Source organism: Vibrio superstes, assembly GCF_003569005.1.
In the GTDB taxonomy this organism is placed as follows: domain Bacteria; phylum Pseudomonadota; class Gammaproteobacteria; order Enterobacterales; family Vibrionaceae; genus Vibrio; species Vibrio superstes.
Genome location: NZ_BCUR01000004.1, coordinates 1,485,508 through 1,511,318 on the forward strand (window position 1 = coordinate 1,485,508; position 25,811 = coordinate 1,511,318).

Consider the following 25,811-nt stretch of genomic DNA (forward strand, 5'->3'; position numbering starts at 1 on the left):
TAAAAGCGACTGCCTTGTATTAATACCCAACAAATCGCTACAAAAATAACCTCAAAAGGTCAACAGACCCTAGCAACGAGACTAAGAATCGTTGTTTTCAGGTCTCCAGCTTAATGCGCTGGCAATGCTGCCCACAACTACAGCGTCTTGCTGTTGTTGTGTTAGCTCTGGAAGCATTTGTAGAGTCATAGAACCGTTGGTTTGTGTAGCCGCAACTTCTTTACCATCGATGGTGAAGCTATAACCCAATGGTTGACCCACCTCAAATGCAGAGCCTTGCGCTTTTTTCACTGCAGCAAGTTCGACTCTAGTTCCATTTACCGTGACAAAGCCTGCTTCTTTGCTTGAGCCCATTAGGCTTTTTTCAGGTGTGATTTGGTAATGGCCTACAGACTTACCCTCTTCAGTGACATCACATTGGAATGGGTCACTGTCGGACATTGAGATTCCACCAAGAGAGAAGCTAGATTGTTCGCCACTGCATTGGATCTTCCAGTGTTGACCTTGCTTGCTATCGACACTAGCAACCATACCGCCTTCACTAGAACCAACAACGCCAAACCAACTTGATTTTGAGGCGTCTCTAGAGAATCTGCCACTGTATTGGTCTGCAATCTTAAACGTGCCTTCATCGCCAAACCCGCCAAATTTCCCATCAACCGAAATCGGTACAATAGGTTGTGCGGATACTGCGTCAGATTTCACCATTATTGCGGTAGATGCGCAGCCAAAAAGACTGCTTGCGACCAATAAACCTAGTATTAGCTTTTTCATAATAGCCCTCGGAGCTGTTCTTTAGATGCAGTGAGTATATGAAACTAAAACTGGAAAAAAGAGGAAGTGCGTAAATAGAGGTGTTCTACTTTTATAGTCGATAACCAGGTTGACGACAAGAATGTTGCTAGAGGGATTACTGCTTACAAAAGAAAAAGACCGAAGTGATAAACACTGCCGGTCTTTTTTGTAGAGGTTATACATTAGGAGCTATACATAGAACTCGAAAATTTATCCAGAGACTGTAATTACTCTTTTTTCTGAGTCCAAGTGTGGAATGCGTTGCGGTGCTGCTTCTGCTGCATTCGTTGCTTATGTTTACATTGTCGTCCAATACGAGTTCTGCGTGTGCGGCTAAGGCGGTTCATTAGTTTTACCAAAATGTGTGGTCTATTACGTTATGCAACAAACAAAAGGGCGAACAGCTGTACAATAACTGGTCACCTTTTAAGTATGTATTCAAATGTAGGATCTTTCCCAATTATTTTGCAGGAGAGATCACAATGAAGCACATTAATTGGGCAATCTTAAGTGTAGCGCTTGTCGCGGGTTTAGCGAACGCTAGTGAAATAGACAACGGCGGCACATCTGATGAAGCGACAAGCTTTTTCTCTGGTATTACATTGGGAGCAGGTTACGCTCAAGATGACTTCAATGGTATAAACCTGAGAGGATATAGCGTATTTTCAAGAGGCTACTTAGTACGCGATTGGAAAGAGTATTTGTTTACAGATTTTCGTATCAGTACAACATCAAAAGACGATATAGATCTTGACCGATATCAAGCAAGTATTGGTGTTGATTATCCTTACCAAGTGAGCGAAAGCATTACATTAAAACCTTATCTAACTTCAGGTTGGGCTTGGGACAAAATTAAAGCTGGGCCTTATAAAAATCATGATAACGGCTATTTGGCTGCTGTCGGTGTAGAAACCCAGTTTGGCGACCATGTTGTGACTAACTTAGGCTATTCAGAGCAATTTTCTGGAGACTTAGACGCAAATCAATTCATATTAGACGTAGGCTATAAATTTAAGTAATCACGTTAAGGAACCCACTGATATAAAACAGTGGGTTTTTTGCATCTTTAAATCGTACTTGGTATTGTTTTGTTTTTTAAAGACGAAAAATGTCGCCAATTAACAGTATAATGAAAACTAGTGAACAAACGAGGTACTGACAAATGTACACCCAAGGTGATTTATGCCCCCATTGCGGGATTCTTATCATGATGCCAACAGATTTAGAGCCAGTTTGTCTGTGTTGTGGTAAAACTATTAATGAAGACGAAGAAGAGTAGCCTCGTCTTATTAAGCGAATTAAGCCCTATCTTTCATAGATTTAGGCTATTGTGAAATGTTCTATCTCTTTACTTTTTAAACGACTTTCCTACGTTGGTTTTGATGAAAATACTGCACACCTCTGACTGGCATTTGGGCCAGAATTTTTTTACTAAAAGTCGCCTAGCTGAACATGAACAATTTATTCAGTGGCTTTTAGGTACCGTCGAGACCGAAAAGGTCGACTGCGTCATTATCGCCGGCGACGTGTTTGATACGGGGACTCCTCCAAGCTACGCTCGTGAGTTGTACAATCGCTTTGTTGTGGATATGCACAGATTAGAGTGCCAGCTTATCGTTCTTGGTGGCAACCACGATTCAGTCGCCATGCTCAATGAGTCAAAACAGCTTCTCAAGCAGCTTCATACTCAGGTGATAGCGAGCGTAGGGACAGAGATCTCAGAGCAAATACTAGAGATAAACAAGAGTAGCGGGGATGTTGGCGCTATTGTATGTGCCGTTCCTTTCATTAGACCAAGAGATGTGATTAAGAGCGTTTCTGGAGAGTCGGGAAGTGAAAAACAAAAGGCACTCGGTGAGGCGATAAAAGCCCATTACTCAACCCTTTATCAAAGCGCTTTGCAGTTGCGTTCACGCAAAGAGTTAGATGTGCCTATCATTGCGACAGGGCATTTAACCGCGCTTGGGGTAACCACCTCCGAGTCAGTTCGAGATATCTATATTGGCACGTTGGACGGGTTTGCCGCTGATGGATTCCCGCCAGCAGATTACATTGCCCTTGGCCATATCCACCGCCCGCAAAAGGTCGCTAAAAGTGATCATATTCGTTATAGCGGTTCGCCAATCTATCTGAGCTTTGATGAGCTTAAATCACAGAAACAAGTGGTGGTGGTTGAGTTTTCTAAGAGCCAAGTAACGGAAATAAAACCGGTTATGGTTCCTTCGTTTCAGCCGATGTATTCCTTAAAAGGGGACTTGGCGAGTTTGCAGCAACAATTGGATAGCATCGACGTTGCAGAAGGGACATCTGTGTGGGTGTCTATTGAAGTTGAGGTTCAAGATTACTTAACGGATCTTCAGCAAGCCGTACAAAAGATCATTGGTGACAGAGAGATTGAAGTATTACAACTGCGCCGTTCAAGAGCGCATAGAGAGCGTACGTTAAATCAGGAGCAAGCCGAAACCTTGTCAGAACTTAGCCCAATAGAGGTGTTTAGTAAGCGTTTAGCCAATGAGGTCTTTGATAGCGAGGAAGACAAAGCGAGAGAGCAGAGAATAACAACGCGATTTAAGCGGATAGTTGAAGATGTCGAAGGGGAGAAACCATAATGAAGATCCTTAATCTCACCTTCGAAAACCTAAACTCACTCAAGGGCAAATGGCATATCGATTTCTCTTCGCCTTCTTTTATTGAAAGTGGCTTGTTTGCGATTACTGGTCCTACTGGCGCAGGCAAGACCACCATTCTCGATGCCATTTGCTTAGCCATCTACCATGAGACACCAAGACTGGGTGGGATCTCAACATCAAACAATGAAATCATGACTCGTGGCACTGCCAGTAGTAGTGCAGAAGTGGAGTTTGAGGTTAAGGGTAAGGCCTATCGAGCACACTGGAGCATGCGCCGCTCTCGTAATAAGGCGGACGGCAATCTGCAACCTGCTACGGTTGAACTAGCCGAAGTAGAGTCTGGTACCATTATCGCCGACAAGGTGAAGACAAAGAACGAGCAGGTCAACGAGATAACGGGGCTAGATTTTTCTCGATTCACGAAATCCATGATGCTTTCTCAAGGGCAATTTGCCGCATTTCTCAATGCCAATGCCAACGATAGGGCTGAGTTACTAGAAGAGCTCACAGGCACCGAGATCTATGGCCTGATCTCAGAGCGCGTTCATCAGCACTACAGCGATGCAAAAGTCGCTTTAGGCCAGCTCAATGCACGCGCCGAGGGCGTTGCATTGCTGTCGCAAGACCAACTTAAAGGGTTAAACGAACAACAAGTCGCACTCACAGCATTGAGCTCAAGCCAGCAGTCGCAGCAAGCGTTATATCAATCACAGCTGAACTGGTCGGGGCAACAAGAGTTGCTAGAACAAAAAGTGACAACGCAACAAAGTAGCCTTGCGAATGCACAAGCCGAGCTTCAAGCCTTGCAACCCGACATTGAAAAATTGCAGCGAAGTGCTCCAGCAGTAGGTATGCGCACCAGCTTTGAACTATGGGCCAATACCAAGTCTGAAAGCGAGCAATTAGAAACGCAAATTGCGGGTAAACAACAATCGATTGATGGACAAAACAAAGCTCTTGAGCCACTTCAAGATGGGGTACATCAAAGCCAGCAACGCCTGAATCAAGCAGTAGAACAACGAACTCAGTTACAAGAGTTAGTGCAGCAGCAGATCGTTCCGCTAGATACTCGCATTGCTGAGCAGAAAAAGTCAGTGACACTGCAAGCGACGGCAACTGAGGAGTCTGTTCAGGCACAACAAGGCTTAAACAAGAGGAAACTTGAGCTATTAGCTGAAGTCGAGTCTGCGCAAAAATCCGTGACTGAAGGGAAAGTCTATCTAAACGCTCACGCTAAAGATGAATGCCTACAAGGTGCCTTACCTTTGTGGATGCAGAGCTATAAGCAATATGCGCAATCGTTAGCTAAGTCCAAACAAGCAACAGAGTCGGTTACGTCCCTCAATAGTGAGCACAGCAAGGGTAAACAGGCTCTAGATTCAATACAGCAAAAAGTGGAAGAGTTGAAGCGCGTTTTACTGGAAAAAACCAAGCTATTTTCTGGTACACAAGAGCAGTTAGAAATCGCCCTTAAAAATGGCGATACGTCATCATTGCATGACCAACTGCAGGCTTTGCAAAATAGTCACCCTAGCTATATAAGACTGGAAAATGGCAATGCTAAATATGCTGAGAACGGTAAAGAATTACTTGAGCTTACTCAGTTTATAGAGCAGCAAACAGACTTGATTGCGAAACAGCGACCACAGGTCACTGAACTTCGCAGTAAGCAGGATCAACTTGAGCAAAGTATATTGGATATTAGGCAGCTTCTTGATCAAGAAAGTGAGCTGGCTAAGTACAGATCGCAGCTAGATAATCACACGCCGTGCCCGCTTTGCGGCTCCGCCGAACATCCTGTGTTGCAGTCTAGCGACAGTGTTGATGTGACTAATTTACTGACGCGACAAACAGACACAAAGCATCAACTCACTCAAACTACGACAGCGTTAAAGGCGCAAGAAGCACAGTTAAATACACTGCTTAGCCATCTGCAACATTCTGAGAAAAAGTATCCATCTCTGTTACAAGAAAAACAGAAGATACAAGAACTGTGGGGCACGCTTACTGCATCACTTGGCTTAGTTTTAGAGTTAGGTGACAGTCAAGGTGTTGAGCGCCTGCTTCAGCAAAACGCTGAGCAACAAAACCAAATCAATGCTCAGCTTAAGCATTTGGACAATCTTCAGAAAAGCCGAGATGAAGCGAATAAGGCGCAGCAAGAATGCCAGGCCTCGGTTTCATCGATGACTGATAATTTAAATGCACAATCGAACGCCCTTGCTCTTATCAACAGCAAACTAGAATCCGCGCTAAATGAAGCCAAACAATGGAGTGATAGGGCAAGCACTGTTTGGAGTGAATTGGCGACGCAAGTCAAAGCGTCAGGGTTTGATTTGCCAGAGGCCGATACCGAGCAGTGGTTTAACCAAAAGCACGAAGACCTCACTCTCTGGCTAAAACTAACCGCTGAAATACAGCAATCAGAGCTGCAACTAGATAGATTGCGTACTCAAAGCCATTCTTTAGAAGAGACGCTAGTTTCTGCAAAAGTAAGGCTTGAACAAGAGCGCTCTCGCTTAAAAGAGATGCAATCAAGCCTGCTAGACGATGAAAAACTGCGCCAAGAGTTATTTGCGGATAGATCAGTAACTACTGAATCTGAACGTATGCGCCTAGAGGTTGAAGGGGCAGAGCAGCGCTATAAAGTAGCGACGGAAAATAGAGATTCGTGTAAGAGCAAGATTGCCACGCTATCGGGCGAGTTAACATCAATGCACCAGCAGAAACAGCTTGTTGGAGACAAATTATTGCAACGCACCAAGGCATGGGAGAGCGAATTACAATCGAGCCCTTTCTCTTCCATTCATGAGTTTCAAGCAGCGTTACTGCCTACACAAGAGAGGGATGCGCTCACTGCAAAGATTGAAGAGAGTAAAAAGAATCTAGAGCATGCAAAAGCCACCCTTGCCAGCGCAAGCTCTGCGTTGCTTGCACATAAGCAAGATGCAGAAGAAAAAGGCTGGGATCTGCCCCCTCAGGCTACCCTAGAGCAAGAATTGACTCTAATAAAGCAAGAAGCAGAGCAAACGCTCAAACAGCAGGGCGAAATTACTCAGCAGATCGCCTCTGACCAGGTTAATCGTCAGCGTTTAAGTGGTTTGCTGGATGAAATAGAAAAGTTTGAGCAAGAGTACAATGATATCTCACACTTGAACTCGCTGGTGGGTTCGGCAAAGGGAGACAAGTTTAGAAAGTTTGCTCAAGGTCTGACCCTAGAGAACTTGGTGTATCTTGCGAATAAGCATTTGGCGCGCTTTCATGGTCGATATGAACTGCAGCGTAAGTCCGATGATGGCCTTGCTCTTCAGGTTCTGGATACCTGGCAAGGAGATGCGGTGCGTGATACCAAGACCTTATCCGGCGGTGAGAGTTTCTTGGTCAGCCTTGCATTGGCATTGTCCCTTTCTGATTTGGTGAGCCATAAAACCAGTATCGATTCGCTGTTCCTTGATGAAGGCTTTGGCACGCTTGATGCGGAAACCTTAGATATGGCGCTCGATGCACTCGATAACTTGAATGCGTCGGGTAAGATGATCGGTGTTATTAGCCACGTCGAGGCTATGAAGGAAAGAATACCACTGCAGATCAAGGTATCTAAACGAAGTGGTCTTGGTGTCAGTGAACTCAGCCGAGAATACGCCTTGTAAGGCTAGGCAAATAACTGAACACAAAACAGTCGCTACTATAGCGACTGTTTTTGTCTTAAATATCGCTATTGTGGAACAAGTTTAGCAATTGATTCTATAAGGGTGGGCGATGATTAAGTGGGGCGTGGGTATAGCTGTGGTGTTGGCGTTGTTAAGCTACTGGGAATTGGCACTGTTAGCCATTATCTGCATCCCAATTATTATGGTAGCTCTTCCGACTATGGTAATTACAGCAGGTGCTATGCTAGGTGTACTGCTTGCCAAAGGGCTATTGATCTTATTGCTAATCTTGATTTTTGGGTAGGCGTTGAAATGATGTGGAGTCTGTGATGAATTACCAAGAATTCAATAAATTTTGTCGCTCATTTAAGGCAACAGACCATGTTGTGCAATGGGGTAATGCTGATGTCTGGAAGGTAGGCGGCAAGGTGTTTGCTATTGGCGGATGGAGTAAAGACAAAACACCCGCATTTACGTTCAAAACCTCAGATCTAAACTTCCAGTTTTTAAGTGATCACCATGGATACATCCCAGCACCTTATTTTGCCAGTCGCGGAATGAAGTGGATCCAACAAGTGGATACCGGTGGCCACTTGGATGAAGAACTAAGATATTATCTGTCTGAATCTTATCGCTTGGTTGCCCTGGGTTTAAGTAAACGTAAGCGAGCAGAGCTTGGTATCGACCTCTAAACTATTCCTGTGACATCTCACTGTTACCACGTCAACATGCTTGTTATTGCCAAATTGTACTAAACTCACTCGTCTGACCACTTTGAATTTTAATTATCCACCAGTTCGGAAAAGGAGAGCCCAGCATGTACCCATTTTTTCGCCTTGCTAAGGTGTATTGGCAAGCACGAAAACAATCTTCATTAAAGATAAGTGATAAAACGACGACGCATTTTTCTTGCCGTCCATGGGATCTTGATATCTTTAACGAGCTTAACAATGGTCGAGTGTTAACCCTTTACGATCTCGGACGAACGGCATTAGGCATTCGTTGTGGGCTGATGAACGTGCTAGCAAACAAACGCTGGGCGTTAGTGGTAGCAGGGAGTTCAGTACGCTATAGAAAGCGTATCCATATGTTCAACAAAATCACTATGCACACTCAATGTGTAGGCTTTGATGATAAGTGGCTTTATGTAGAGCAATCCATGTGGGTAAAAGGCCAACCTTGTTCTTCGGTATTGATACGAGCCGGTGTGACATCTAAGCAGGGGATTGTAAGTCCAAGCGAGGTGCTAGAAGCGATGGGTGAACCCAATCTGTTTGGCGCACTGCCACTTTGGGTCAATGAGTGGGTTGATTCAGAGCAACATCGTCCATGGCCGCCACTAGATGGTGAAGTGGAAGCTAAACCTCAAGTAGAGCAAGCTTAATCATTCTAACGAAATGAGAGGGTTAGGGTGTCTTGTTTGTAAATGTTGTTTAAGGGGGCGCTGCGAGTCAGAGGTTGCCAGTTCGAGAAATGAATTTAATACGAATTAGGATGTTCCAGATACAACAAAGCCCGCTTTAAGCGGGCTTTGTTGTTAATTTGGTGGGTCCGGGCGAATTCGAATCGCCGACCCCTACCATGTCAAGGTAGTACTCTAACCAACTGAGCTACGGACCCAAATTTATACAGGATGATTGTCCTGTGCGAATTAATATACGATGGTAGTTCCCACCACGCAACACATAATTAGGCTAGGGTCGATCGTTTGATTAATTCTCAATCAATGTGCCTTATTTCTACCACATAACCCATACTGTCACGGTTTTTACCGTTTATCTTTTCCTCATTTGCGTTCGCTATTTTAAGTGCACTGTTTCATTACTCAGTCAGCCTGATTACAACATGCAACTTAATCAAACAGATCATTCTAGGAAGTCCGAACTAACATACATTTCACGGTTGATCAACAAACCTAAGATGAGGTATGAAACAACGAGCAATTCAACACCTAAACAAGTTAAGCTTTGCGATATCAATGGCGTACCAAGGTGAGTAGCTCGCCTGAAGCGACGATTGAATAACAGAGGTAAGCTTTACATCAGCTTAAAGTTGGTAGAGTTATAAATAGTTACAGAAGAAGCAAAACTGAAATTCAGATTACGCATACACTCCTGTTATCACAGGTCATGGTAATTAGAGAGCCTATGACATGGTGCTGAGCTTCAACGGCTTAATGAGCTTTATGACAATAAAACCTAATAGAGAAGAGACCATGAAAAAACGTATATTCGCATTAATACTACTCACCGCAACTTCAGCGGTTGCCGATGTTCATACTCCATATGAGCGAGAAGACACAGCTGTTCCAATATACGGTACAGAGATGGGTGGTATTGATGGTCTCAACTTCGCTTGCTTATCGAACGAAGCCTACAGCACTGATGAGTTCAACAAGATTGGTAATGCTATTCAGCAGTACTACATTTCGCAACACGATATGGATATCAAGGCAATGATCGGGTCGCCATATTGGGATGAGGGCTTTCAGGCAGGGGCGAGTCGCTACGAGACGGGTTCTGTATCTAAACAACTCAAACTCTGCGATAGCTTGCGTTCGCATGACATCGAAATATTAGCCGAGAAAGATATTTGGAAAGAGCTTTCTAGCGCGGCTGACAAGTACTATTACGGTGCTTGATTCTGAACAAGCCATACAGACTTTATGTTAATTAACTAACACCGCAATTCCGTTTTTCTTCATATTGACGGTGTGGTTTATCCCACATCGTATAGTGAAGACAATACACTCTCGAATCCCTTCGCTAACAGCTGCTTTTCTGACTATAAATACGACTGATGTATCGAATATTCGTCTAATGTACTAATCAATTACGATGGGTAGATAAGTTGAGCGGACAGGGATATTTTACGATGAATGTTTAAAAATTATGAGTACCGCTATCTTGTTTAGAAAGAACAGTAGTTTAAGAGGTAAAGAATAGAAGTGCTGAAGTCACGTAATACTCTAATTGAGATACGAGCTCATATTTTGTTGTTCAATACGATTGCAGGTTAATTCAAGAGGATGGTGGGTCCGGGCGAATTCGAATCGCCGACCCCTACCATGTCAAGGTAGTACTCTAACCAACTGAGCTACGGACCCATCTTCTTGAACGAGAGAGATGTTATCCATAAGAGGGCTAGGGTTCAAGTACAAATCTTCTGTTTGTGAACTGTTTGCCGTTTTTGTAATCGAGTGAGAAAGTTTTTGCTTGGATTTTCATCAATTTGCATCTATTTAAGATGTTGCATTCGTCAGAGCTCGATACAAAAGTGCATTGCATGTTTGTCTTTTACTGAACCAGCTTAAAGCATCTGACTGTTTTGGTTTTTTTATCCAGTGCATCACCAAAGAAAGCGCCACCATTACTCTCATTGATACCAAATAGGATGTGTTTGTCTTTTTGAAAATTGGTCTCAGCCCTGACCTTGCTCTCATACATACCATCACCTCTAGGCTTCATTATATTTAGCTTGTTGGGTAATCCATTCGGAGCGATCGATTCACCCAGTTTGTAGTGTAGGAACGTACTATTTGATAACTTCGAGACAACGGTGTCTCCGCATACGAAGATGTCTTCAAAATTGAATGATTTTGCTTCTACTGATACCGAAGAGAGGAGTAGTGCGAAAGTAGCGATAAATTTTTGCATTTTTCAATCCGTTAATCAGCCATCCTTAGCTATTGATACCTTGTTATGCATAGAATGCTTGCAGTGCTAATAAAGGAAAAATCTTCACCAATTGAAGATTGCCAAAGTCGGGAATACAACTTTCATTTCGAGTTACTTTTTCTAACTCGGACGTATCTTGTATGTTCATTTGCTCGTTGTTCTTTGTACGAGTAGGGAACTGGGTTTTAAATGCCCAGATGGAATAGAAGAGTTGGCCTTCGATATAGTAGATGCCGTTGCTTCGATACTCTTTTGATTGTTTGCTATACATTTTCAATTCCTATTTAGATTTAGGTGATTGCCTTAGTGTTTTGATTCAGTGTCTTGTATACGCTAGTTATATAGGAGCAGTAAAAGTAAGACCTACTTTGACTTTCATCTCAAAATAGGTATCTGATATCTTTGCTGATTAACTATTGGTCAAGTACAACTGTCCGTGTATGGGGTTTCAAAAGAGCAAGATTCAAGAGTTTCCAGAAGGGTATCGAACATGCAGAAGCGTTTGACTTAACCTCCGGTATTCCTCACAGACAAGGTTGAAGATTTATTCAACACTATCTGATTGCCTTACAGCGAGTTGTGTTATTGATGGTAGATTTGAGGCGATGTTTTAGCGATTGCACTTCATAAGCTTGGGGAGAATCAAAGATCAGGCTCCAGGTAGTTGAATATTCAGCTAAATTTGTCATTCTGATCTAGACAATTATTAACGGAAGCTAGCTTGCACATGGAACAGTCGGATCAATCGATAAACCTCATCCGCGTTGAAGATATTCGGTTTTTTGTCGATCTTCTCATGCAACTGGATGGCGATGCCTATCAAATTTTGCGTGAAGCAACCATACCGAACGATATTCATCAATCGGACAGCTATGAGTTTTTACCTGAAAGTGCACTGAAAAATGCAGTAGAGGTGCTAGGTTCACATCATACTCAAGCCGATCTAGCGTTGATTTTCTGGGAGGGGATTCGTAGGGACTACATTCGTAGATTCGTATCTAGGCTGTCCAAACACGATACCTTGTTAGAAGCGTGCGAAGAATTATCACAATTGGTTAAGTTGGCCTCACCAAGCTCAAGGATCTATCCAAAGTATACTGCCGGTTCTTGGTGGCTCACCCGTGAAAAAGCAGGGCAACATGAGCAATGGTATGAACATGCTGAATTGTTTTCGGTGTTGTTTATGATTGAGTTCATACGTTCGCTAACCCATGTAACCTGGTCACCAGAACAAATCGCTCTAGTGAGCAGCAATAGTGATGCGTTTTCTTCACTACCAACCTTGAACAATGTGAGCTTTATCTGTGAACGAAACCTGGCTGGGATTAAGATTCCAGATTCATTAATGGAAGGAGAAATTAAGAATCTAAGCAAGGCGTTTGAAACTGATAGAGTGGGGATAGATCATATCGCGTACTCAACACCTAGCTTTATGGATACGTTCAAGCTAGCACTATCACCTTACCTATCTATGGGGAAACTCCCCATCAAAATTGCGGCAGAAATTCTACGGCTCAATGTGCGCACCTTACAAAGGCGTCTTGCCAAGGAAGGCTTGGTTTATCAGGCTTTAATTGAAGATATGACCTTTGAGCTTATTAAAGACGCAATGCGTTCTTCTGATGAATCCATCACTGCTATAGCCAATAAATTTGGATATTCAGATGCAGCGCACTTTAGTCGCGCCTTTAAGCGTCGATACGACCAAACTCCCAGCGCCTACCGTAAAGCAGGCATTTCCAAATAAAATTTAATCACTATTTGTTTCGTTGTCACCAAATGGCAATTATGAAGATTCGTAAATCTCTATTATTGCACCTAAGCTATTGAGAGTTACTGATTTTGGCACACTGTGTGTTTAGTTCAGCAGTGAAAGAATCGGCAATTTGGGTGAGCATCATAAGCCCAGTAATGGCTTCATTGTTAGATGGAATTACCGTTACCTAGTGTGACGAATCACAATGGATATTGAGTTTGACGCTTCATAGGAAACAAACATGAAAAACGTTTTAAAGCTAACGGCAGTTGCAATTTCTTGTTCAATGGCATTCTCAGCTTCCGCTGCGACGACCATATTTAAAAATGTAGACATCTTTAACGGTACTGAAGAGAAGCTTTACGAAGATTATAGCGTGAAGGTGGTCGACAATAAGATTGCAGAGATTTCGTCTAAAGAGATCCAAGCAGAAGAAGGCGCAACGGTAATCGATGGCCAAGGTAAAACGCTGATGCCTGGACTGATCGATGGTCACGCGCACGTAATGATCAACTACAGCTTTGATGAGATTGAAAAAAACAAAGACCTTACTGATATCTCTATTAACTCAGTCAAGGTAGCAGAGCGCTTTCTAGACGATGGTTTTACAACGGTCCGTGATATGGGTGGCCCTGCGTTTGGTTTGTCTCGTGAGATTGAAGCAGGCAATGTGAAAGGCCCTCGTATTTATCCATCAGGTGGTTTCATTTCTCAAACATCTGGACATGGTGATTTCCGTGACCGTGGTGATGCGGGTTACAACATTTCGACCACTGGTGATATTTCAAACTTTGAAAAATTTGGTATTGGATCAACAGCCGATGGCGTGCCAGAAGTGCTTAAGGCAACGCGTATCAATCTGCGTAATGGTGCAACCCAGATTAAGATCATGGCCGGTGGCGGCGGTTCGTCTCGTTTTGACCCAATAGACACCACTCAATACTCGGTCGAAGAAACCTGTGCAATCGTTGAGGCTGCAAAAGACTGGGGCACTTATGCCGCAGCGCACGTATTTAACGACCGTGCTGTCAACCGCCTTCTAGACTGTGGGGTGAGAACATTCGAGCACAGTTTCTTTATCAATGATGAAACCATGAAGCGAATCTCAAAAGAGGGTGGCTACGTGGTTCCACAAATGTGGGGTCTCTCTCCTGATCTTGCTAAAAACCCATTGATGCCAAAAGAGAAGCTTCCAATGGTCGCTCAGCTACAAGAAGCTTACGGTGATTATGGTCAGCGCCTTCTAGAGAACGATGTGAAGGTGGTATTTGCGTCTGATTACGTTGGTGTTAACTCAGATGCTGAACGAGCGCGTCGTTATGAAATCTACTGGCGCACTCAAGCCTTTGGTAGCAACTTTGAGGTGCTAAAGCAGATGACGTCAACGGCTGGCGAAATGCTAGCGATGTCAGGCCCGCGTAGTATTGCCAAGGGTAAGTTAGGTGTCATCGAAAAAGATGCGATTGCAGATATCTTGCTTGTAGAAGGTAACCCGTTAGAAGACATGGGCGTACTAGGTGCAAACGAGAAGTGGTTTGATGCGGATCCTGAATACAAGAAAATCGACACCATTAAGCTGGTCATGAAAGACGGTAAGATTTACCGAAACGAAATGTAATAGCTGTCATTGTGGTGAATAAGAAGGGCGGAGTTTGCTCTGCCCTTCATTTGTAAAATAGTTGTCTAAGGTGTTGATAAATGAAGTTTCTAAAACAAGTTTTGCTGGGATGCACATTATTATGTTCTTTGAATGCGGTCGCCGGTGACGACGTCACGTTTTGGCAAGAATTGATTCCCCAGATACAAACGGTTGAAGACCCATTTGCCGCCTTGGATTCTAATCAACTTTATGATCTTGGAACCATCGCCCGTTTTCGCGAAGCGACTAAAATCGATGGATTTACACCTTCGCAAGAATCTGTATCTGAAGTAAAGGCGTTAGAGGGAAAGCTTCAAAAGCAAGGGGTGAACGTCGAGCAACTCTTCGTAGCACGTGAAACCATTATGGAACAACGCACGCAAATGGCGACATTACCCAACTCCAATGTCTTAAACAAGAAACATAAGATCCCGGGCTTTATTACCCCTTTAGAGATGGAAGGTACGCTAGTCACTAAATTTTTCTTAGTCCCAACAGCAGGAGCTTGCATACACACACCGCCACCGCCACCGAATCAGATTATTTTGGTTGATTATCCGCAAGGAATTGAATTAGTTAGTTTAGCTACGCCTATTTGGGTTGAAGGGGAGTTGACGGATGGCAAAGTGACGGAAGATGTGAACTATGCCGACGGTGCAGCAAATGTAGAGGCGGTATACCAACTATCTGCTGACGATGTAGAACTTTACCAAGCTCAGTAATCATCCTTCATCAAATATGTAGCTGGCGCTAAATGGGCGTTTTAGCTGCAGCATAAATAGTAAAATTTCTAAAATTCAAAAACTCAGGCCAAGACATGATAGATATCTCTAAACGTACTCGTATTGCATTTAGCCTTGCTTCTATTCTTAGTACTCCTTTGGTATTTGCTGAAGGTGCCAACTTTGAAGGCCCAGACTCTGTAGAGAACACCATTGCCGCACAAAAAGAAGATCAAAAGGATTGGCGTGAGCATCTAGCCCAAAAAGGTTTTACGTTTGGCGCAGATTATTTTGCTCTGGGGCTGACCAGCAGCGATGGTGCTAATGGAGACAGTGCTTCGTCCGCATCGGGTGTAGCGCGTATCTATGGCCAGTGGAATCTTGTTGGACTTGAGAGTGGCAATACCGGTGGTCTGGTATGGAAAATCGAGCATCGTCATGCTTATACAGATAATGCACCAAAAGACTATTCAGGGATCACTTTCCAGGCCGAAGATAACATCGGTTATGTAGGAATGATTGCACCTGCTTTTAGTGACCAAGGTTTCCGTGTAACTGACTTAAACTGGAAACAAAAGATCAATGGTGGTCGAGGCACCATTCAATTTGGTTGGCAAGATGTCACCAACTATGTAGATACTTACGCATTAGCGAGTCCTTGGACTGGCTTTACCAATCTCGCGTTTTCAACAGGCTCAGGAGCAATGGGCCTTCCTGATGATGGTATTCTGGCGCTGTCTGCGGGTCACATGATTGGCGACAACTTTTATGTCGTAGCGGGTATCGCGGACGCTAACGGTGAATCTGACGATATCTTCGATGGCTTTGATACGGCTTTCGGTAGCGACGCGTCTTATTTCACTACACTAGAATTGGGTTGGACTGCTTCACAAGAACAAATCTACACCGAGAATTTCCATGTCACCTTATGGCATATGGATGAAGGGTCACGTCACAGTCTTTCTTCATCAACGCTACCGGATGGCACTGTTATCGGTGGTGAGTCAGGTCAAGGTATTAACTTTTCTTACAGTACCTTCATAACACCCCAATTGATGCCCTTTATCCGAGGTGGTTTCTCTGAAGGTGATGTAGCCTTGTACGACACGTCGATTTCGGTTGGTTTTGGATACTTTGGCTTGGGTGCACCTAAGAATAATCTTGGTTTTGCCATTAACTGGGCAGAAACCAACAGCGATACCTTACAAGCATTTGCCGATGATGACCAAGTCACTGCAGAGCTTTACTACAACATGCAATTTGGCAATCATTTCCAGCTAACGCCTGATGTACAGTTTATACATAATCCTGCTATGTCTAATGAAGACACGGCGTTGGTATTTGGTGTGCGTGGACGCGTATTCTTGTAATACTGTTACTCACTCCTAATTCCATAAAAGGGTCCTGATTTTGTCAGGACCCTTTTTGATCTTGCTAGGCTAGCTTTACCTTTTTGATTTGTTATAGTGAAATAAATCAATAGCTTGATGAATTACTAGGAGAGTTGATGGAAGTAACAGTTAGACGTTCAGAGCCGCAAGACGCAAGAGCCGTCAAAGAAATATATGAGTGCACCACTGCCTATATGGGTACTCTGCAACTGCCTAATCCATCACTAACATTATGGGAAGGGAGACTATCTAATGTTCCTGACCATGTATTTTCCTATGTAGCGGTTGCTGGTGGCGAGATCGTTGGCAATATCGGCTTTGAAGTATGTACAAACCCAAGGCGTCGACATGTGGGATCATTTGGTATGGGCGTTAAGGATCTGCACCAAGGAAAAGGTGTCGGGACGGCATTGCTCGCGACCGTGATCGACTTGGCCGATAACTGGCTTAACCTGAAACGCTTAGAACTGACGGTCTATGTAGATAACGAATCTGCTATCAATTTATATATGAAGCATGGCTTTGTCATTGAGGGCGAGTCCCAAGCCTATGCATTTCGAAATGGAGAATATATCTCTGTGTATCACATGGCGAGAATCAAAAGTTAGACCATTACTGAGCTTGCAGTAATATAAACCTGCACACTATTTAAATGTTATCTTCGGTTGAGTTTTCAGCCCTAACAGGAAGTCTTATGAATTTGGATAAAGCTAAGAAACGAATCGCGAAACAGGTTAAAAAGGGCTTCAACGGTTATCCAAAAATTACTTTGATGTACTTTGGGTCTTCAAAAGACTGTGCGACTGAAGTGGCTGTTCAGTTTACTTTGAGTGAAGGCGATAGTGCTCAAGAAGAGCGTTTCGCTTGTGAAACAGAGATTAGAAACAATGAGTTAATTCAGACCACGTTACTTAAAATAATCGAGAGAGCTAAAGTGAACTCAGTTATTGAGGTTGAAGGCGTTACAGTTCTTTAGTTCAGTTGAATAGTCTCATTGCAATAGTCTCATTGCTTTCCACTTATGGTTTGGAGTTCATAATCTAGGGTTAGCTTAGCGTTAACTCTATCTCGAAATTACGGAGTATTGAATGTTAGAACACTCAGCGACTGTTCGATGGAAACGCGGTGAAACTGAAGCTTTCAGTGACAACAACTACAGTCGAGGTCACACTTGGGAATTTGATGGCGGCGCATCTGTTTTAGCTTCAGCATCACCTCATGTTGTTCCTCTACCACTTTCTGTTGAAGAAAACGTAGATCCAGAAGAAGCCTTTATCGCCGCCTTGTCTAGTTGTCATATGCTTGTCTTTCTATCGGTTGCCGCAAAGAAAAAATACGTCATTGAAAGCTATACGGACAATGCAGTGGGTACGCTAAGTGAAAATACCAAGGGCAAGATGGCCGTCACTCAAGTAGTGCTCCGTCCTAAGATAGTATTTTCCGGTGAGCGTATTCCGACAAGACAGCAATTAGAAAAAATGCATCATCTGTCTCATGAAAACTGTTTTATTGCTAACTCAGTAGAAACAGAGGTAATCACGGAAATAATTAGCTAAAGACTTAACCTAAAACCGTACAAGGAACAGTAATGCTCGTATATGGAGATCTGCAGTCTGGGAACTGTTTAAAGGTAAAATTGATTCTGTCATTCCTTGGCATAGAACATCAGTGGATTCACGTGAATATTCTAGAAAATGAAACCAAAACCCCTGAGTTTCTTTCTATCAACCCAAACGGGAAAATACCTGTTGTCGTCTTAAATGACGGGCGCACTTTAAGCGAATCAAATGCTATCTTAGGCTACTTTGCTGAAGACACTGATTTCCTCCCAAATGAGACATTCCAGAAGGCCAAAGTGTATGAATGGTTGTTCTTTGAGCAGTACTCACACGAGCCTAATATTGCGGTGGCTAGGTTTATTCAAAAATACCAAGGAATGCCTGAAAGTCGAATTGACGAGTTCAATTCTCTACAAGAAGGTGGCTGCAAAGCGTTGGCGCTAATGGATAGCCAGTTGTCTCAATCACGTTTTCTCGTAGGCGAACAAGCGACTATCGCCGATATTGCTTTGTATGCTTACACCCATGTTGCAAACGAAGGTGGGTTTAATTTGTCAAACTATCCTCACATACAGCGCTGGATTGCGAGCATCGCAGCAATAAATGGCTATGTGGGCATGTCTTGATTACAAGGTAACGTTAAATGATGGAAACAACCCGATTGCGCTTAACTCCTCCTTCATTAGAGGATCAGCCCGCTATGCTGGTGGCCATAAAAGAAAGCGAGAGAGAACTTGAGGAATTCTTACCTTGGGTCCCATTTGCGCTTTCACAGCAGGCATCCATTGAAAATACCCAGCAGGCCATAGAAAACTTTGCAGGCTTTAAGGATGAACTTCGCTACTCTCTAATAGAAAAAACATCGGGTAGATTAATAGGCGCTATAGGTCTGATTATTCGCGATAAAGAAGTGCCTTTCTTTGAGATAGGTTACTGGCTGCGAAGCGATAGTGTCGGCAAGGGTTTTATCACCGAAGCGGTGACTAGGTTAGAAGAGTATGCCTTTGATGAGCTTAAGGCGAACCGCATCGAAATAAGAGCGGCGCAAAGCAACGTTAAAAGCAGGAGTGTTGCTGAACGCTGTGGTTATGAACTTGAGGCAACCTTGCGCAATGAACGACGACTACCTTCAGGAAAGTTGGATAACACCCTTGTGTTTGTAAAGGCAAGTAATACCAATCGTAGTAAATAACTGGCCATCCTAGCTTGTTAAAACACTCGATAACGGCGTTAGAAATTTTGATTGTAGAATAACTGCTCATCAACAACTTCTGCCTTGTTATCCAGCGTTTTTCCTACGCTATTTCTGACCACTTACTTACTGTGATTGGTATAACTAGCGAGCCATGTTGGCTCGCTATCTTAAATAATCTTATTCTAGCTCTCACAAACTTCGTAATTGGATTTACGTCGACAAACCACATACCAAATCAGTGGCAGTGACATGAACAGTGCCATCATCTGCAATGATCCTAGTGGCAAGAAGTTAACGATACCGATCAGTGTAGAAGCTCCTGCCATCTGGAAGAAACCTAATAGTGAAGCGGCGGTTCCTGCGCGTTCACTAAATGGTGCTAATGCAGCGCTACAGCAAATGGCCAGCGTTAAACAGAAACCAGTACTTGCAATAAATACAGGCCCCATGAAGGCAATAGGACTATCTACGCCTTGCAGTAGCAAGATTGAAGCCGCTGCCAGGGTGCACATAGCAATCGCAAGTTTCAGTGCTCGTGATTGACCTAAACGGCGAATGATAATCGGCGCGGTAAACGAACCTAAGATGTTGATGAGGGCATTGCTGCCAAACCATAGAGAGAAGGTGGTTGGGTCTAAGTTTAACTCGACCATAAGGCGCACTGGAGCCACGCTAACAAAGGCAATAATAATGGCCATTGCTAACATCACAAGACCTGCGTTAAATCTAAAGGTGTGGCTTTGCAAAATGGGTTGGTATTGTTTCCAGTTTATAAGCTTAGGGCTAGATATGGTATTAGACGGGCGAGTTTCCGGTAAACGCAACAAAGCAAATAGAGTCACGAATAAGGCATAACCTGCCATAAAGTAGAAGGTTGCTCTCCAGTCCCATGTTTCACTCAACCAACCGCCTAGCATTGGCGCCAGTGCAGGAATGACGCAGATAACACCATTAATGTAACTGTAGATAGATGCCGTTCTCTCGGTACTATAGCTATCGCGCACGCCAGACATTACCCCCACGGATACCGCACATGTGCCCAAACCTTGCAATATTCGGGCAAGCCATAGCACTTCAATTTGCATGGCTAATGCGGCAACTGCAGAGCCAAAAATATACAGCAGTAGTCCACTTAGAATAAGGGGTCTACGTCCGTAGCGATCAGCCAAAGGTCCTGCAAGCAATTGACCCAAACCTAAAGCAGCGAGAAAAAGTGTGATGGTGGTTTGGATGTTTGCCATGGGGGTCTGTAGATTGTCTGCCATTTGCGGGAGCGCAGGGAGATAGATATCAATTCCCATAGGGCTTATGACGATCAACAGTAAGAAGAGATAAATAGGGGCTTTGTGGTTCATTTGTATCTTTGCCTGTGAAGTGTAGGGCGGCAGTGTATCAACGTTGCGATATGACTAATATTGAATTATTGTCATCAGATACTTTCTTAAATGGAATATCTGATGAAGCTGGACCATATAGACTTAAATCTGCTCAGGTTGATGTTAATTCTGCTTGAGGATGGGAGCGTGAGCCGTGCGGCAACACGATTGAACCTCAGTCAGTCGGCAGTGAGCAAGCAATTAACTAAGCTACGAGAGCAGCTTGGTGCTGTGTTAGACGATCCACTGTTTATACGTACAGGTAGAGGGCTAACCCCAACAGCCAGAGCCTTAAAGCTGGAAACACCGCTTCGCCAATGGCTAAGAGATTCGCACATTATGTTGCTTCCTGAATCTTTTGATGCAGCGAACGATGAACGTACCTTTACCATCAGTATCTGTGAGACAGCATTCCCAGTTATTGTCCCTAGATTGATGCCTAAACTGACTCGGCTTGCGCCAGGGATGCAACTGAGCATCGTTCCTAAATCTAAGGCAAGCCTGAACCATTTGAATCAAGGTGATTTGGATCTGCTGATCGTGGCAAGAGATACAGATCACCGTGTAGAGGCGCCTTATCATGTCTGCGATCTTGCAGAGCAACCGAACCTAGAGCTATATCGCGATAATCATGTCTGCTTGGTTAGCCAATCTCACCCTATTTCTATAGAGGCATGGGACGAACAAGGCTTTTTGGACTCAGACATCATTCGAATCTTTGTAGAGGAGAGTGAGTTTTGGTTGTTAGACCGAGTGGCAGCCGAACAGGGTCAACGATTGAAAGATAAGGCTAAGGTGCCTGATTTTCATAGTGCAGCGTTACTGGCGCAACACACCAATATGTTTTTTGTATGCACCTCGATCTTTGCTAAACAGTTGGTGCAAAGGTACCCGCTGAAACCATTACCCCTGCCTTTTGAATTAAAGCCGGTAAGCTACCGCATGCTCTGGCCAAGTATGTTGCAACAGGATTCTGCCCATCAGTGGCTCAGAGAGTTAATCACAGAATGTTGCCAGGATCTGGTTTAGTCATTCAGTGGACTACGTTATATGTTGGCTCTAAACACTGCACGCCATTGCGTTGGCGAGACATGATATGCTTTTTTGAAGTGTTTTCGAAATACACTGTCAGAGCCGATACCAATTAGCTCAGCAACGGTAGAAATAGAATAATCAGTTGATTCTAAGAGAGTCTGGCTTAAGTCCAGTCGTTGCTGTGTTAACCACTCCCCAAATGAGCACCCATATTGAGCTTTGAATTGTCGAGTAAAGGTTCTTCTACTCATTGCACATTGTGCAGCAACACTATCAAGGTCGTAACTGTTACCCAGATTTTGTGCAATCTCGTTGATCACTAACACAAAGCTTACGCTTGTATCGGCACGTTTATCTATGGGGGAGGGAATGTACTGTTTCTGCCCCCCGTTGCGAAATGGGGCGGTAACCATGGTGCGGGCGATAGTAGAGGCAATTTCATTTCCGTGTAAACGCCGAACTATATGGAGGCAACAGTCTAATGATGCGGCCGTTCCTGCGGAAGTAATGATGTTACCTTGTTCAATAAATAGGGGGTTACAGTCGATGCTCACATTTGGGAAATCTTGTTTAAATTTCTCTGAAAATGCCCAATGGGTTGTGGCCTTTTTTTTATCCAATAGACCGGTTTTCGCTACGACGTAAGCGCCCAGACAAAGGCCTACTATAGTGGCTCCTCTCTGATGAGCTTCAATTAATTTGTCGAGTAACGCTTTGCTTGGTTCAGGCAATGCGTTGGGCCAACTTGGGATGACCACTATGTCTGCGCTGTCGATAAAGGATAAATCTTTCTCAATAGAGATAGTAAATCCAGAGCTTAGGGAAACATCTGCTGCGTTTTCGCTACACAAGCAAAGGTCAAACATCGATTGCTGTTGAATGAACACATCCTGAAATACCAAGCATGGGACAGATACGTGGAATGCGCTTATATTGTCTACAGCAACGATCGCAATAGTGTGTTTGTTCATAGGGTTTCCTGAGGAACCAGATTGGCCCAATATGACTGAATGTTGTCTTATGGGCAGTGTTGTATAAAGGTATCTTACTTCATACTGAGTTATCAATGATTTGGGGGAAGTTATGAAAATTCATCATCTAAGAAGCGCAACATTCGTTATTGAGTCTAATGATAAGATCATTTTGATAGATCCAATGCTGGGAAATAAAGGAACCTTACCACCTTTTTCAGTGTTTAGATTTAGTGCGAAAAAAAATCCAACCGTTGATTTACCCTCAAATGCGAGTGAGATTTTAGATAAAGTGAATAACGCTCTTATTACCCACAGCCAAACTTTTGGTTTCAAGCCTTTGCAGCATGGTGATCATCTTGATAGTGCTGGAGAACAGTTCTTGATTGCAAACAATATTCCCGTGGTTACACCAAGTAAAGACAAGGCTTATTTAGAACGATATCGCTTAACAGTAGAGCAGGGTTTAGAGTCTTGGAAGAGAACCCCTTATCTAGGGGGGCATATTACCGCTATACCAGCACAGCATGGTCATGGTTGGATACATAAGGTAATGGCAAATGGTTGTGGCTTCTTTTTGGAGCTGCCCAATGAGCCGAGTCTCTACATCAGTGGTGACACTGTACTCACCGATGATGTTCGCAAGGCATTGAGTGAACTCAATCCAGATATAACGGTCGTTGCGACAGGGCAGGCACAAATGGATGTTGGGCAGCCGTTATTGATGTCGTCAGATGAGATACTGACGTTCATTCGCCTTTCTCCAAACAAAGTCATTTGCAATCATATGGAAGCGTTAAATCATTGCCCATTAGATAGAGAGACGTTAAGACGTTCTCTGCGCGCAGAAGGTTTACTCGATAAGGTCCTTATTCCAGATGATGGTGAAGTACTGCATATCTAGCGTAGGGGTGTGCCGCAATCATCAAAGTGATTTATGCTGCATTAAGGTCCATTTAGAACGTTCACAGGTGGACTCTATTAGAAAGTTGTCCGACTTTTCCTTAAAGCTTGCCATTGAAAAGGTGGCATAAAACGGTCTTAATTTGGTTTGCTTCGACGCAGCATATGCATGGAAATGAAAGTTTGAGTTACCTAGAGATAAAGCAAGTTGCTCTTTTTCACTTGGAGCGACTGCTAAGAAAACTCACTCAGCCGCAAGAGTCACCGCACTAAGCGCTATGTACCTCAAAAGACCTCCCAAGTCCATGTAAATAACAATACCGCAATAATGACGGCCAAGCTAACGTGACACTTTTTAGCTCCTCGTAATTGAAATTAAGGCAACGCTTATCAGTATAAAAACGGCTGTTACTGCCGGGATAAATATTTTGAACAGCGACTTTTCTTTCTTGCTTGTTTGGCTTTTTTCATTGCAAGTCATATGCTTACGCCTTCAGGAAATAGTGAAAGTAGTTTGAGAACTCATTTAACGGATTTTTGAGATTGAACAGGAATGTGTGAATTTAATTATTGTTTTAGCTTTCCGGTTACTTGTATGTAATTGAATAGCATCGAGTTAGAAGGATACTGCCGTCGTTATTGTTTACCTACTCGCTTATGTCTGATTAAACTCTACAAAATGCAACCTATCGCACTATAACTAATGGTGTTTGTTGATTTTAAAGGACGGCTTTGATGGTAAAACTGCATTTATAGAGCACAATTCTCGGGTCTATTTTAGGCAATACAAGTGTCAAAAATGGTGAGTTGATAACATGATTAGATGGATTAGCGTTCGGGTGTTAATAGTGGATATACGGGCTACGCTAAGCACCATTCAAACAAGGGAATTCATATTGTAAGGTATGAGTTGCTGGTGGATGAGGGTAAAGTTTTATGCATGGAAAAACCGGCTTGATAGGATTGGTGACATCGATTAAGAAAAAGAGAAAGACACATTATGCTTTGGCGCCGTATCTTTCTCTTCTTAATCCATCAGGAGGCAATCTAGCGAGAAGCGAACTCTAACTGAACTTCAGGGCTCTGGCGATGCATCCACTTAATGCGCATTGATAGTAATACTGCAGCAGTGGTTAAACCAATAATAAAGCCATACCAGTATCCGTGAGCGCCCATAGGCTCAAATAACCAATCTGTAGAGCCAAGTACATAGCCGATTGGCAAACCGATCATCCAGTAAGAGATAAAGGTGCGATTAAAGATAGATTTCATGTCTTTGTAACCGCGAAGTGCACCTGCGCCCACCACCTGAACGGTATCACTAAATTGATAAATGGCGGCAAGCAGCAACAATTGGACTGCGAGATCAGTTACTGCTCTGTTGTCGGTGTACAGGTTTGCGATATTATCTCTAAATAAAACGGTGAGTATGGCGGTAACAGCGGCAATCGCTAAACCTAAAAATATACCGACACGGGTCGCAATGCGTGCACCTTCTGTATCTTCCTCTCCCAACTTGTGGCCAACACGTATGCTTACCGCGCCACCAATGCTCATGGGGATCATAAAGACCATTCCCGATACGTTGATAGCGACCTGGTGGGCTGCAACGATAATTGGGCCTAATGGAGAAACTAATAGGGCGACGACGGCAAACAAGGTTACCTCAAAGAAAATAGCCAGCGCCACCGGAAGCCCAAGCTTGAATAAACGATATTGTGCTTTTAGATTTGGTTTATGCCACTGTTCAAACAGACCAACTTTTGCCAGTCGTTTAGAAGTCATGGTATAGAAGAGCAACATGCTAAACATTATCCAGTACACTATGGTTGTGGCCACACCACAGCCAATACCGCCTAGAGCAGGCGCACCCAACTTTCCGTATACAAAGATGTAGTTCAGTGGAATGTTAATCAGTAGCCCGACAAAACCTATGACCATTGCGGGTTTGGTTAAAGACATTCCATCGGTAAAGCTTCTGAGTGTTTGGAAGAATAAGAATGCTGGCACTGCTGGAAGCATTGCATACATGTACCCAGTCGTGATGTCTGCCATGGACACATCGACATCCATCAATCCCAAGATAGTACTGGTTTGCAGTAAGACGAATGCTATTGGGAAGGCGATTAATACCGCTAGACTAGCACCTTGCTGAATCTCGTTAGCGATCTTGTGTTGATGCCCTCTACCGTTAAGTTGTGCCACGATAGGGATTAGTGCCATCAAGATTCCGATACCAAATAAAATAGAAGGTAGCCAAATACTTGAGGCGATCGCAACGGCTGCCATATCCGTTGCACTAACGCCGCCGGCCATGATGGTGTCCACCACACCCATGCCTGTTTGAGCCACCGAGGCAATGAGGATCGGGGTCGCTAGCTTTATCAGGTTCTTGGCTTCTTTTTGGTAACGGTGCACGGCGTTTTCCTATATTCATTCAGGGGAGGAATAGTAATACCAAACTGTTGAGCGTGCTATGGTTTTTCCAGTTTTTATTGCTCTATTTATCGAT

24 protein-coding genes and 2 tRNA genes are annotated in these 25,811 nt (G+C 43.6%); 18 read left to right on the forward strand and 8 right to left on the reverse strand.

What is annotated here, in order from left to right; all coding sequences use genetic code 11:
• Positions 1 to 81: 81 nt before the first annotated feature.
• A complete protein-coding gene (locus tag D5I41_RS14860) occupies positions 82 to 774 on the reverse strand; it encodes a VV20781 family protein (protein WP_119010447.1) in 693 nt (230 codons plus the stop codon).
• A gap of 503 nt (positions 775 to 1,277) precedes the next feature.
• Between D5I41_RS14860 and D5I41_RS14865 the strand changes: the two genes are divergently transcribed.
• From D5I41_RS14865 to D5I41_RS14890, 6 genes are all read left to right on the forward strand, one after another.
• On the forward strand, positions 1,278 to 1,814 hold the full coding sequence (locus D5I41_RS14865) for an outer membrane beta-barrel protein (RefSeq protein WP_119010448.1): 537 nt from the start codon (positions 1,278 to 1,280) through the stop codon (positions 1,812 to 1,814).
• Between the two features lie 363 nt (positions 1,815 to 2,177).
• Entirely contained in the window at positions 2,178 to 3,404 is a 1,227-nt protein-coding gene (gene sbcD / locus D5I41_RS14870; protein ID WP_119010449.1) for an exonuclease subunit SbcD, read from the forward strand.
• Complete coding sequence (locus tag D5I41_RS14875) at positions 3,404 to 7,075, forward strand: AAA family ATPase (RefSeq protein ID WP_119010450.1); 3,672 nt, start codon at positions 3,404 to 3,406, stop codon at positions 7,073 to 7,075. Before sbcD ends, D5I41_RS14875 begins: the two co-directional genes overlap by 1 nt.
• Positions 7,076 to 7,184: 109 nt before the next feature.
• On the forward strand, positions 7,185 to 7,379 hold the full coding sequence (locus D5I41_RS14880; RefSeq protein WP_119010451.1) for a hypothetical protein: 195 nt from the start codon (positions 7,185 to 7,187) through the stop codon (positions 7,377 to 7,379).
• A gap of 25 nt (positions 7,380 to 7,404) precedes the next feature.
• Positions 7,405 to 7,767 carry an MmcQ/YjbR family DNA-binding protein gene (locus D5I41_RS14885; protein WP_119010452.1) on the forward strand — a complete coding sequence of 121 codons (363 nt, stop codon included), beginning with the start codon at positions 7,405 to 7,407 and terminating at the stop codon, positions 7,765 to 7,767.
• A gap of 125 nt (positions 7,768 to 7,892) precedes the next feature.
• Positions 7,893 to 8,459, forward strand: a complete 567-nt coding sequence (locus D5I41_RS14890) for an acyl-CoA thioesterase (RefSeq protein WP_119010453.1) — start codon at positions 7,893 to 7,895, stop codon at positions 8,457 to 8,459.
• A gap of 159 nt (positions 8,460 to 8,618) precedes the next feature.
• Here the strand turns inward: D5I41_RS14890 and D5I41_RS14895 are convergent.
• Positions 8,619 to 8,695, reverse strand: a tRNA-Val gene (locus D5I41_RS14895).
• 595 nt (positions 8,696 to 9,290) lie between these two features.
• Here D5I41_RS14895 and D5I41_RS14900 point away from each other — a divergent pair.
• Positions 9,291 to 9,716, forward strand: coding sequence for a hypothetical protein (locus D5I41_RS14900; RefSeq protein ID WP_147094851.1), 426 nt, complete (start codon positions 9,291 to 9,293; stop codon positions 9,714 to 9,716).
• Between the two features lie 388 nt (positions 9,717 to 10,104).
• Here the strand turns inward: D5I41_RS14900 and D5I41_RS14905 are convergent.
• From D5I41_RS14905 to D5I41_RS14915, 3 genes are all read right to left on the reverse strand, one after another.
• Positions 10,105 to 10,181, reverse strand: a tRNA-Val gene (locus D5I41_RS14905).
• Between the two features lie 190 nt (positions 10,182 to 10,371).
• Positions 10,372 to 10,731: a hypothetical protein gene (locus D5I41_RS14910; RefSeq protein WP_119010455.1), complete on the reverse strand. Its 360-nt coding sequence runs from the start codon at positions 10,729 to 10,731 to the stop codon at positions 10,372 to 10,374.
• A gap of 43 nt (positions 10,732 to 10,774) precedes the next feature.
• Positions 10,775 to 11,023 (reverse strand): hypothetical protein, encoded by a 249-nt coding sequence (locus D5I41_RS14915; protein WP_119010456.1) that lies wholly within the window; start codon positions 11,021 to 11,023, stop codon positions 10,775 to 10,777.
• A gap of 456 nt (positions 11,024 to 11,479) precedes the next feature.
• Between D5I41_RS14915 and D5I41_RS14920 the strand changes: the two genes are divergently transcribed.
• The 9 genes from D5I41_RS14920 (at position 11,480) to D5I41_RS14960 (ending at position 19,011) form a co-directional block, all read left to right on the forward strand.
• The gene (locus D5I41_RS14920) at positions 11,480 to 12,499 is read left to right on the forward strand and encodes a helix-turn-helix transcriptional regulator (RefSeq protein WP_119010457.1); all 1,020 of its coding nucleotides are present in this window, start codon (positions 11,480 to 11,482) and stop codon (positions 12,497 to 12,499) included.
• Between the two features lie 250 nt (positions 12,500 to 12,749).
• Positions 12,750 to 14,126 (forward strand): metal-dependent hydrolase family protein, encoded by a 1,377-nt coding sequence (locus D5I41_RS14925; RefSeq protein WP_119010458.1) that lies wholly within the window; start codon positions 12,750 to 12,752, stop codon positions 14,124 to 14,126.
• A gap of 80 nt (positions 14,127 to 14,206) precedes the next feature.
• Complete coding sequence (locus tag D5I41_RS14930) at positions 14,207 to 14,869, forward strand: DUF3299 domain-containing protein (RefSeq protein WP_119010459.1); 663 nt, start codon at positions 14,207 to 14,209, stop codon at positions 14,867 to 14,869.
• Between the two features lie 95 nt (positions 14,870 to 14,964).
• Positions 14,965 to 16,239: a carbohydrate porin gene (locus tag D5I41_RS14935; protein ID WP_119010460.1), complete on the forward strand. Its 1,275-nt coding sequence runs from the start codon at positions 14,965 to 14,967 to the stop codon at positions 16,237 to 16,239.
• Between the two features lie 137 nt (positions 16,240 to 16,376).
• Positions 16,377 to 16,868, forward strand: coding sequence for a GNAT family N-acetyltransferase (locus D5I41_RS14940; RefSeq protein WP_119010461.1), 492 nt, complete (start codon positions 16,377 to 16,379; stop codon positions 16,866 to 16,868).
• 86 nt (positions 16,869 to 16,954) lie between these two features.
• Positions 16,955 to 17,236 (forward strand): hypothetical protein, encoded by a 282-nt coding sequence (locus D5I41_RS14945; RefSeq protein ID WP_119010462.1) that lies wholly within the window; start codon positions 16,955 to 16,957, stop codon positions 17,234 to 17,236.
• 112 nt (positions 17,237 to 17,348) lie between these two features.
• Positions 17,349 to 17,816, forward strand: coding sequence for an OsmC family protein (locus D5I41_RS14950; protein ID WP_119010463.1), 468 nt, complete (start codon positions 17,349 to 17,351; stop codon positions 17,814 to 17,816).
• Between the two features lie 32 nt (positions 17,817 to 17,848).
• Positions 17,849 to 18,445: a glutathione S-transferase family protein gene (locus D5I41_RS14955; protein WP_119010464.1), complete on the forward strand. Its 597-nt coding sequence runs from the start codon at positions 17,849 to 17,851 to the stop codon at positions 18,443 to 18,445.
• Positions 18,446 to 18,465: 20 nt separating this feature from the next.
• Positions 18,466 to 19,011 carry a GNAT family N-acetyltransferase gene (locus D5I41_RS14960; protein ID WP_119011528.1) on the forward strand — a complete coding sequence of 182 codons (546 nt, stop codon included), beginning with the start codon at positions 18,466 to 18,468 and terminating at the stop codon, positions 19,009 to 19,011.
• Positions 19,012 to 19,196: 185 nt separating this feature from the next.
• Here D5I41_RS14960 and D5I41_RS14965 read toward each other — a convergent pair whose 3' ends face one another.
• Positions 19,197 to 20,369, reverse strand: a complete 1,173-nt coding sequence (locus D5I41_RS14965; protein WP_119010465.1) for a multidrug effflux MFS transporter — start codon at positions 20,367 to 20,369, stop codon at positions 19,197 to 19,199.
• Positions 20,370 to 20,471: 102 nt separating this feature from the next.
• Between D5I41_RS14965 and D5I41_RS14970 the strand changes: the two genes are divergently transcribed.
• Entirely contained in the window at positions 20,472 to 21,419 is a 948-nt protein-coding gene (locus D5I41_RS14970; protein WP_119010466.1) for a LysR family transcriptional regulator, read from the forward strand.
• 17 nt (positions 21,420 to 21,436) lie between these two features.
• Here the strand turns inward: D5I41_RS14970 and D5I41_RS14975 are convergent, their stop codons facing one another.
• On the reverse strand, positions 21,437 to 22,396 hold the full coding sequence (locus D5I41_RS14975) for a GlxA family transcriptional regulator (RefSeq protein ID WP_119010467.1): 960 nt from the start codon (positions 22,394 to 22,396) through the stop codon (positions 21,437 to 21,439).
• Between the two features lie 112 nt (positions 22,397 to 22,508).
• Here D5I41_RS14975 and D5I41_RS14980 point away from each other — a divergent pair, with 112 nt between their 5' ends.
• A complete protein-coding gene (locus D5I41_RS14980) occupies positions 22,509 to 23,300 on the forward strand; it encodes an MBL fold metallo-hydrolase (protein ID WP_119010468.1) in 792 nt (263 codons plus the stop codon).
• Between the two features lie 1,046 nt (positions 23,301 to 24,346).
• Here D5I41_RS14980 and D5I41_RS14985 read toward each other — a convergent pair.
• A complete protein-coding gene (locus D5I41_RS14985; RefSeq protein WP_119010469.1) occupies positions 24,347 to 25,717 on the reverse strand; it encodes an MATE family efflux transporter in 1,371 nt (456 codons plus the stop codon).
• Positions 25,718 to 25,811 lie beyond the last annotated feature (94 nt).

Excerpts from the sequence above, each read along its gene's own strand:
- D5I41_RS14975 (WP_119010467.1), bottom strand. The coding sequence starts at position 22,396 with ATGAACAAACACACTATTGCGATCGTTGCTGTAGACAATATAAGCGCA.
- D5I41_RS14875 (WP_119010450.1), top strand. The coding sequence starts at position 3,404 with ATGAAGATCCTTAATCTCACCTTCGAAAACCTAAACTCACTCAAGGGC.
- D5I41_RS14965 (WP_119010465.1), bottom strand. The coding sequence starts at position 20,369 with ATGAACCACAAAGCCCCTATTTATCTCTTCTTACTGTTGATCGTCATA.
- D5I41_RS14950 (WP_119010463.1), top strand. The coding sequence starts at position 17,349 with ATGTTAGAACACTCAGCGACTGTTCGATGGAAACGCGGTGAAACTGAA.
- D5I41_RS14940 (WP_119010461.1), top strand. The coding sequence starts at position 16,377 with ATGGAAGTAACAGTTAGACGTTCAGAGCCGCAAGACGCAAGAGCCGTC.
- D5I41_RS14865 (WP_119010448.1), top strand. The coding sequence starts at position 1,278 with ATGAAGCACATTAATTGGGCAATCTTAAGTGTAGCGCTTGTCGCGGGT.
- D5I41_RS14930 (WP_119010459.1), top strand. The coding sequence starts at position 14,207 with ATGAAGTTTCTAAAACAAGTTTTGCTGGGATGCACATTATTATGTTCT.
- D5I41_RS14900 (WP_147094851.1), top strand. The coding sequence starts at position 9,291 with ATGAAAAAACGTATATTCGCATTAATACTACTCACCGCAACTTCAGCG.
- D5I41_RS14915 (WP_119010456.1), bottom strand. The coding sequence starts at position 11,023 with ATGTATAGCAAACAATCAAAAGAGTATCGAAGCAACGGCATCTACTAT.
- D5I41_RS14890 (WP_119010453.1), top strand. The coding sequence starts at position 7,893 with ATGTACCCATTTTTTCGCCTTGCTAAGGTGTATTGGCAAGCACGAAAA.
- D5I41_RS14955 (WP_119010464.1), top strand. The coding sequence starts at position 17,849 with ATGCTCGTATATGGAGATCTGCAGTCTGGGAACTGTTTAAAGGTAAAA.
- D5I41_RS14925 (WP_119010458.1), top strand. The coding sequence starts at position 12,750 with ATGAAAAACGTTTTAAAGCTAACGGCAGTTGCAATTTCTTGTTCAATG.
- D5I41_RS14935 (WP_119010460.1), top strand. The coding sequence starts at position 14,965 with ATGATAGATATCTCTAAACGTACTCGTATTGCATTTAGCCTTGCTTCT.
- D5I41_RS14920 (WP_119010457.1), top strand. The coding sequence starts at position 11,480 with ATGGAACAGTCGGATCAATCGATAAACCTCATCCGCGTTGAAGATATT.
- D5I41_RS14885 (WP_119010452.1), top strand. The coding sequence starts at position 7,405 with ATGAATTACCAAGAATTCAATAAATTTTGTCGCTCATTTAAGGCAACA.
- D5I41_RS14910 (WP_119010455.1), bottom strand. The coding sequence starts at position 10,731 with ATGCAAAAATTTATCGCTACTTTCGCACTACTCCTCTCTTCGGTATCA.
- D5I41_RS14860 (WP_119010447.1), bottom strand. The coding sequence starts at position 774 with ATGAAAAAGCTAATACTAGGTTTATTGGTCGCAAGCAGTCTTTTTGGC.
- D5I41_RS14970 (WP_119010466.1), top strand. The coding sequence starts at position 20,472 with ATGAAGCTGGACCATATAGACTTAAATCTGCTCAGGTTGATGTTAATT.
- D5I41_RS14880 (WP_119010451.1), top strand. The coding sequence starts at position 7,185 with ATGATTAAGTGGGGCGTGGGTATAGCTGTGGTGTTGGCGTTGTTAAGC.
- sbcD (WP_119010449.1), top strand. The coding sequence starts at position 2,178 with ATGAAAATACTGCACACCTCTGACTGGCATTTGGGCCAGAATTTTTTT.
- D5I41_RS14960 (WP_119011528.1), top strand. The coding sequence starts at position 18,466 with ATGGAAACAACCCGATTGCGCTTAACTCCTCCTTCATTAGAGGATCAG.
- D5I41_RS14980 (WP_119010468.1), top strand. The coding sequence starts at position 22,509 with ATGAAAATTCATCATCTAAGAAGCGCAACATTCGTTATTGAGTCTAAT.
- D5I41_RS14945 (WP_119010462.1), top strand. The coding sequence starts at position 16,955 with ATGAATTTGGATAAAGCTAAGAAACGAATCGCGAAACAGGTTAAAAAG.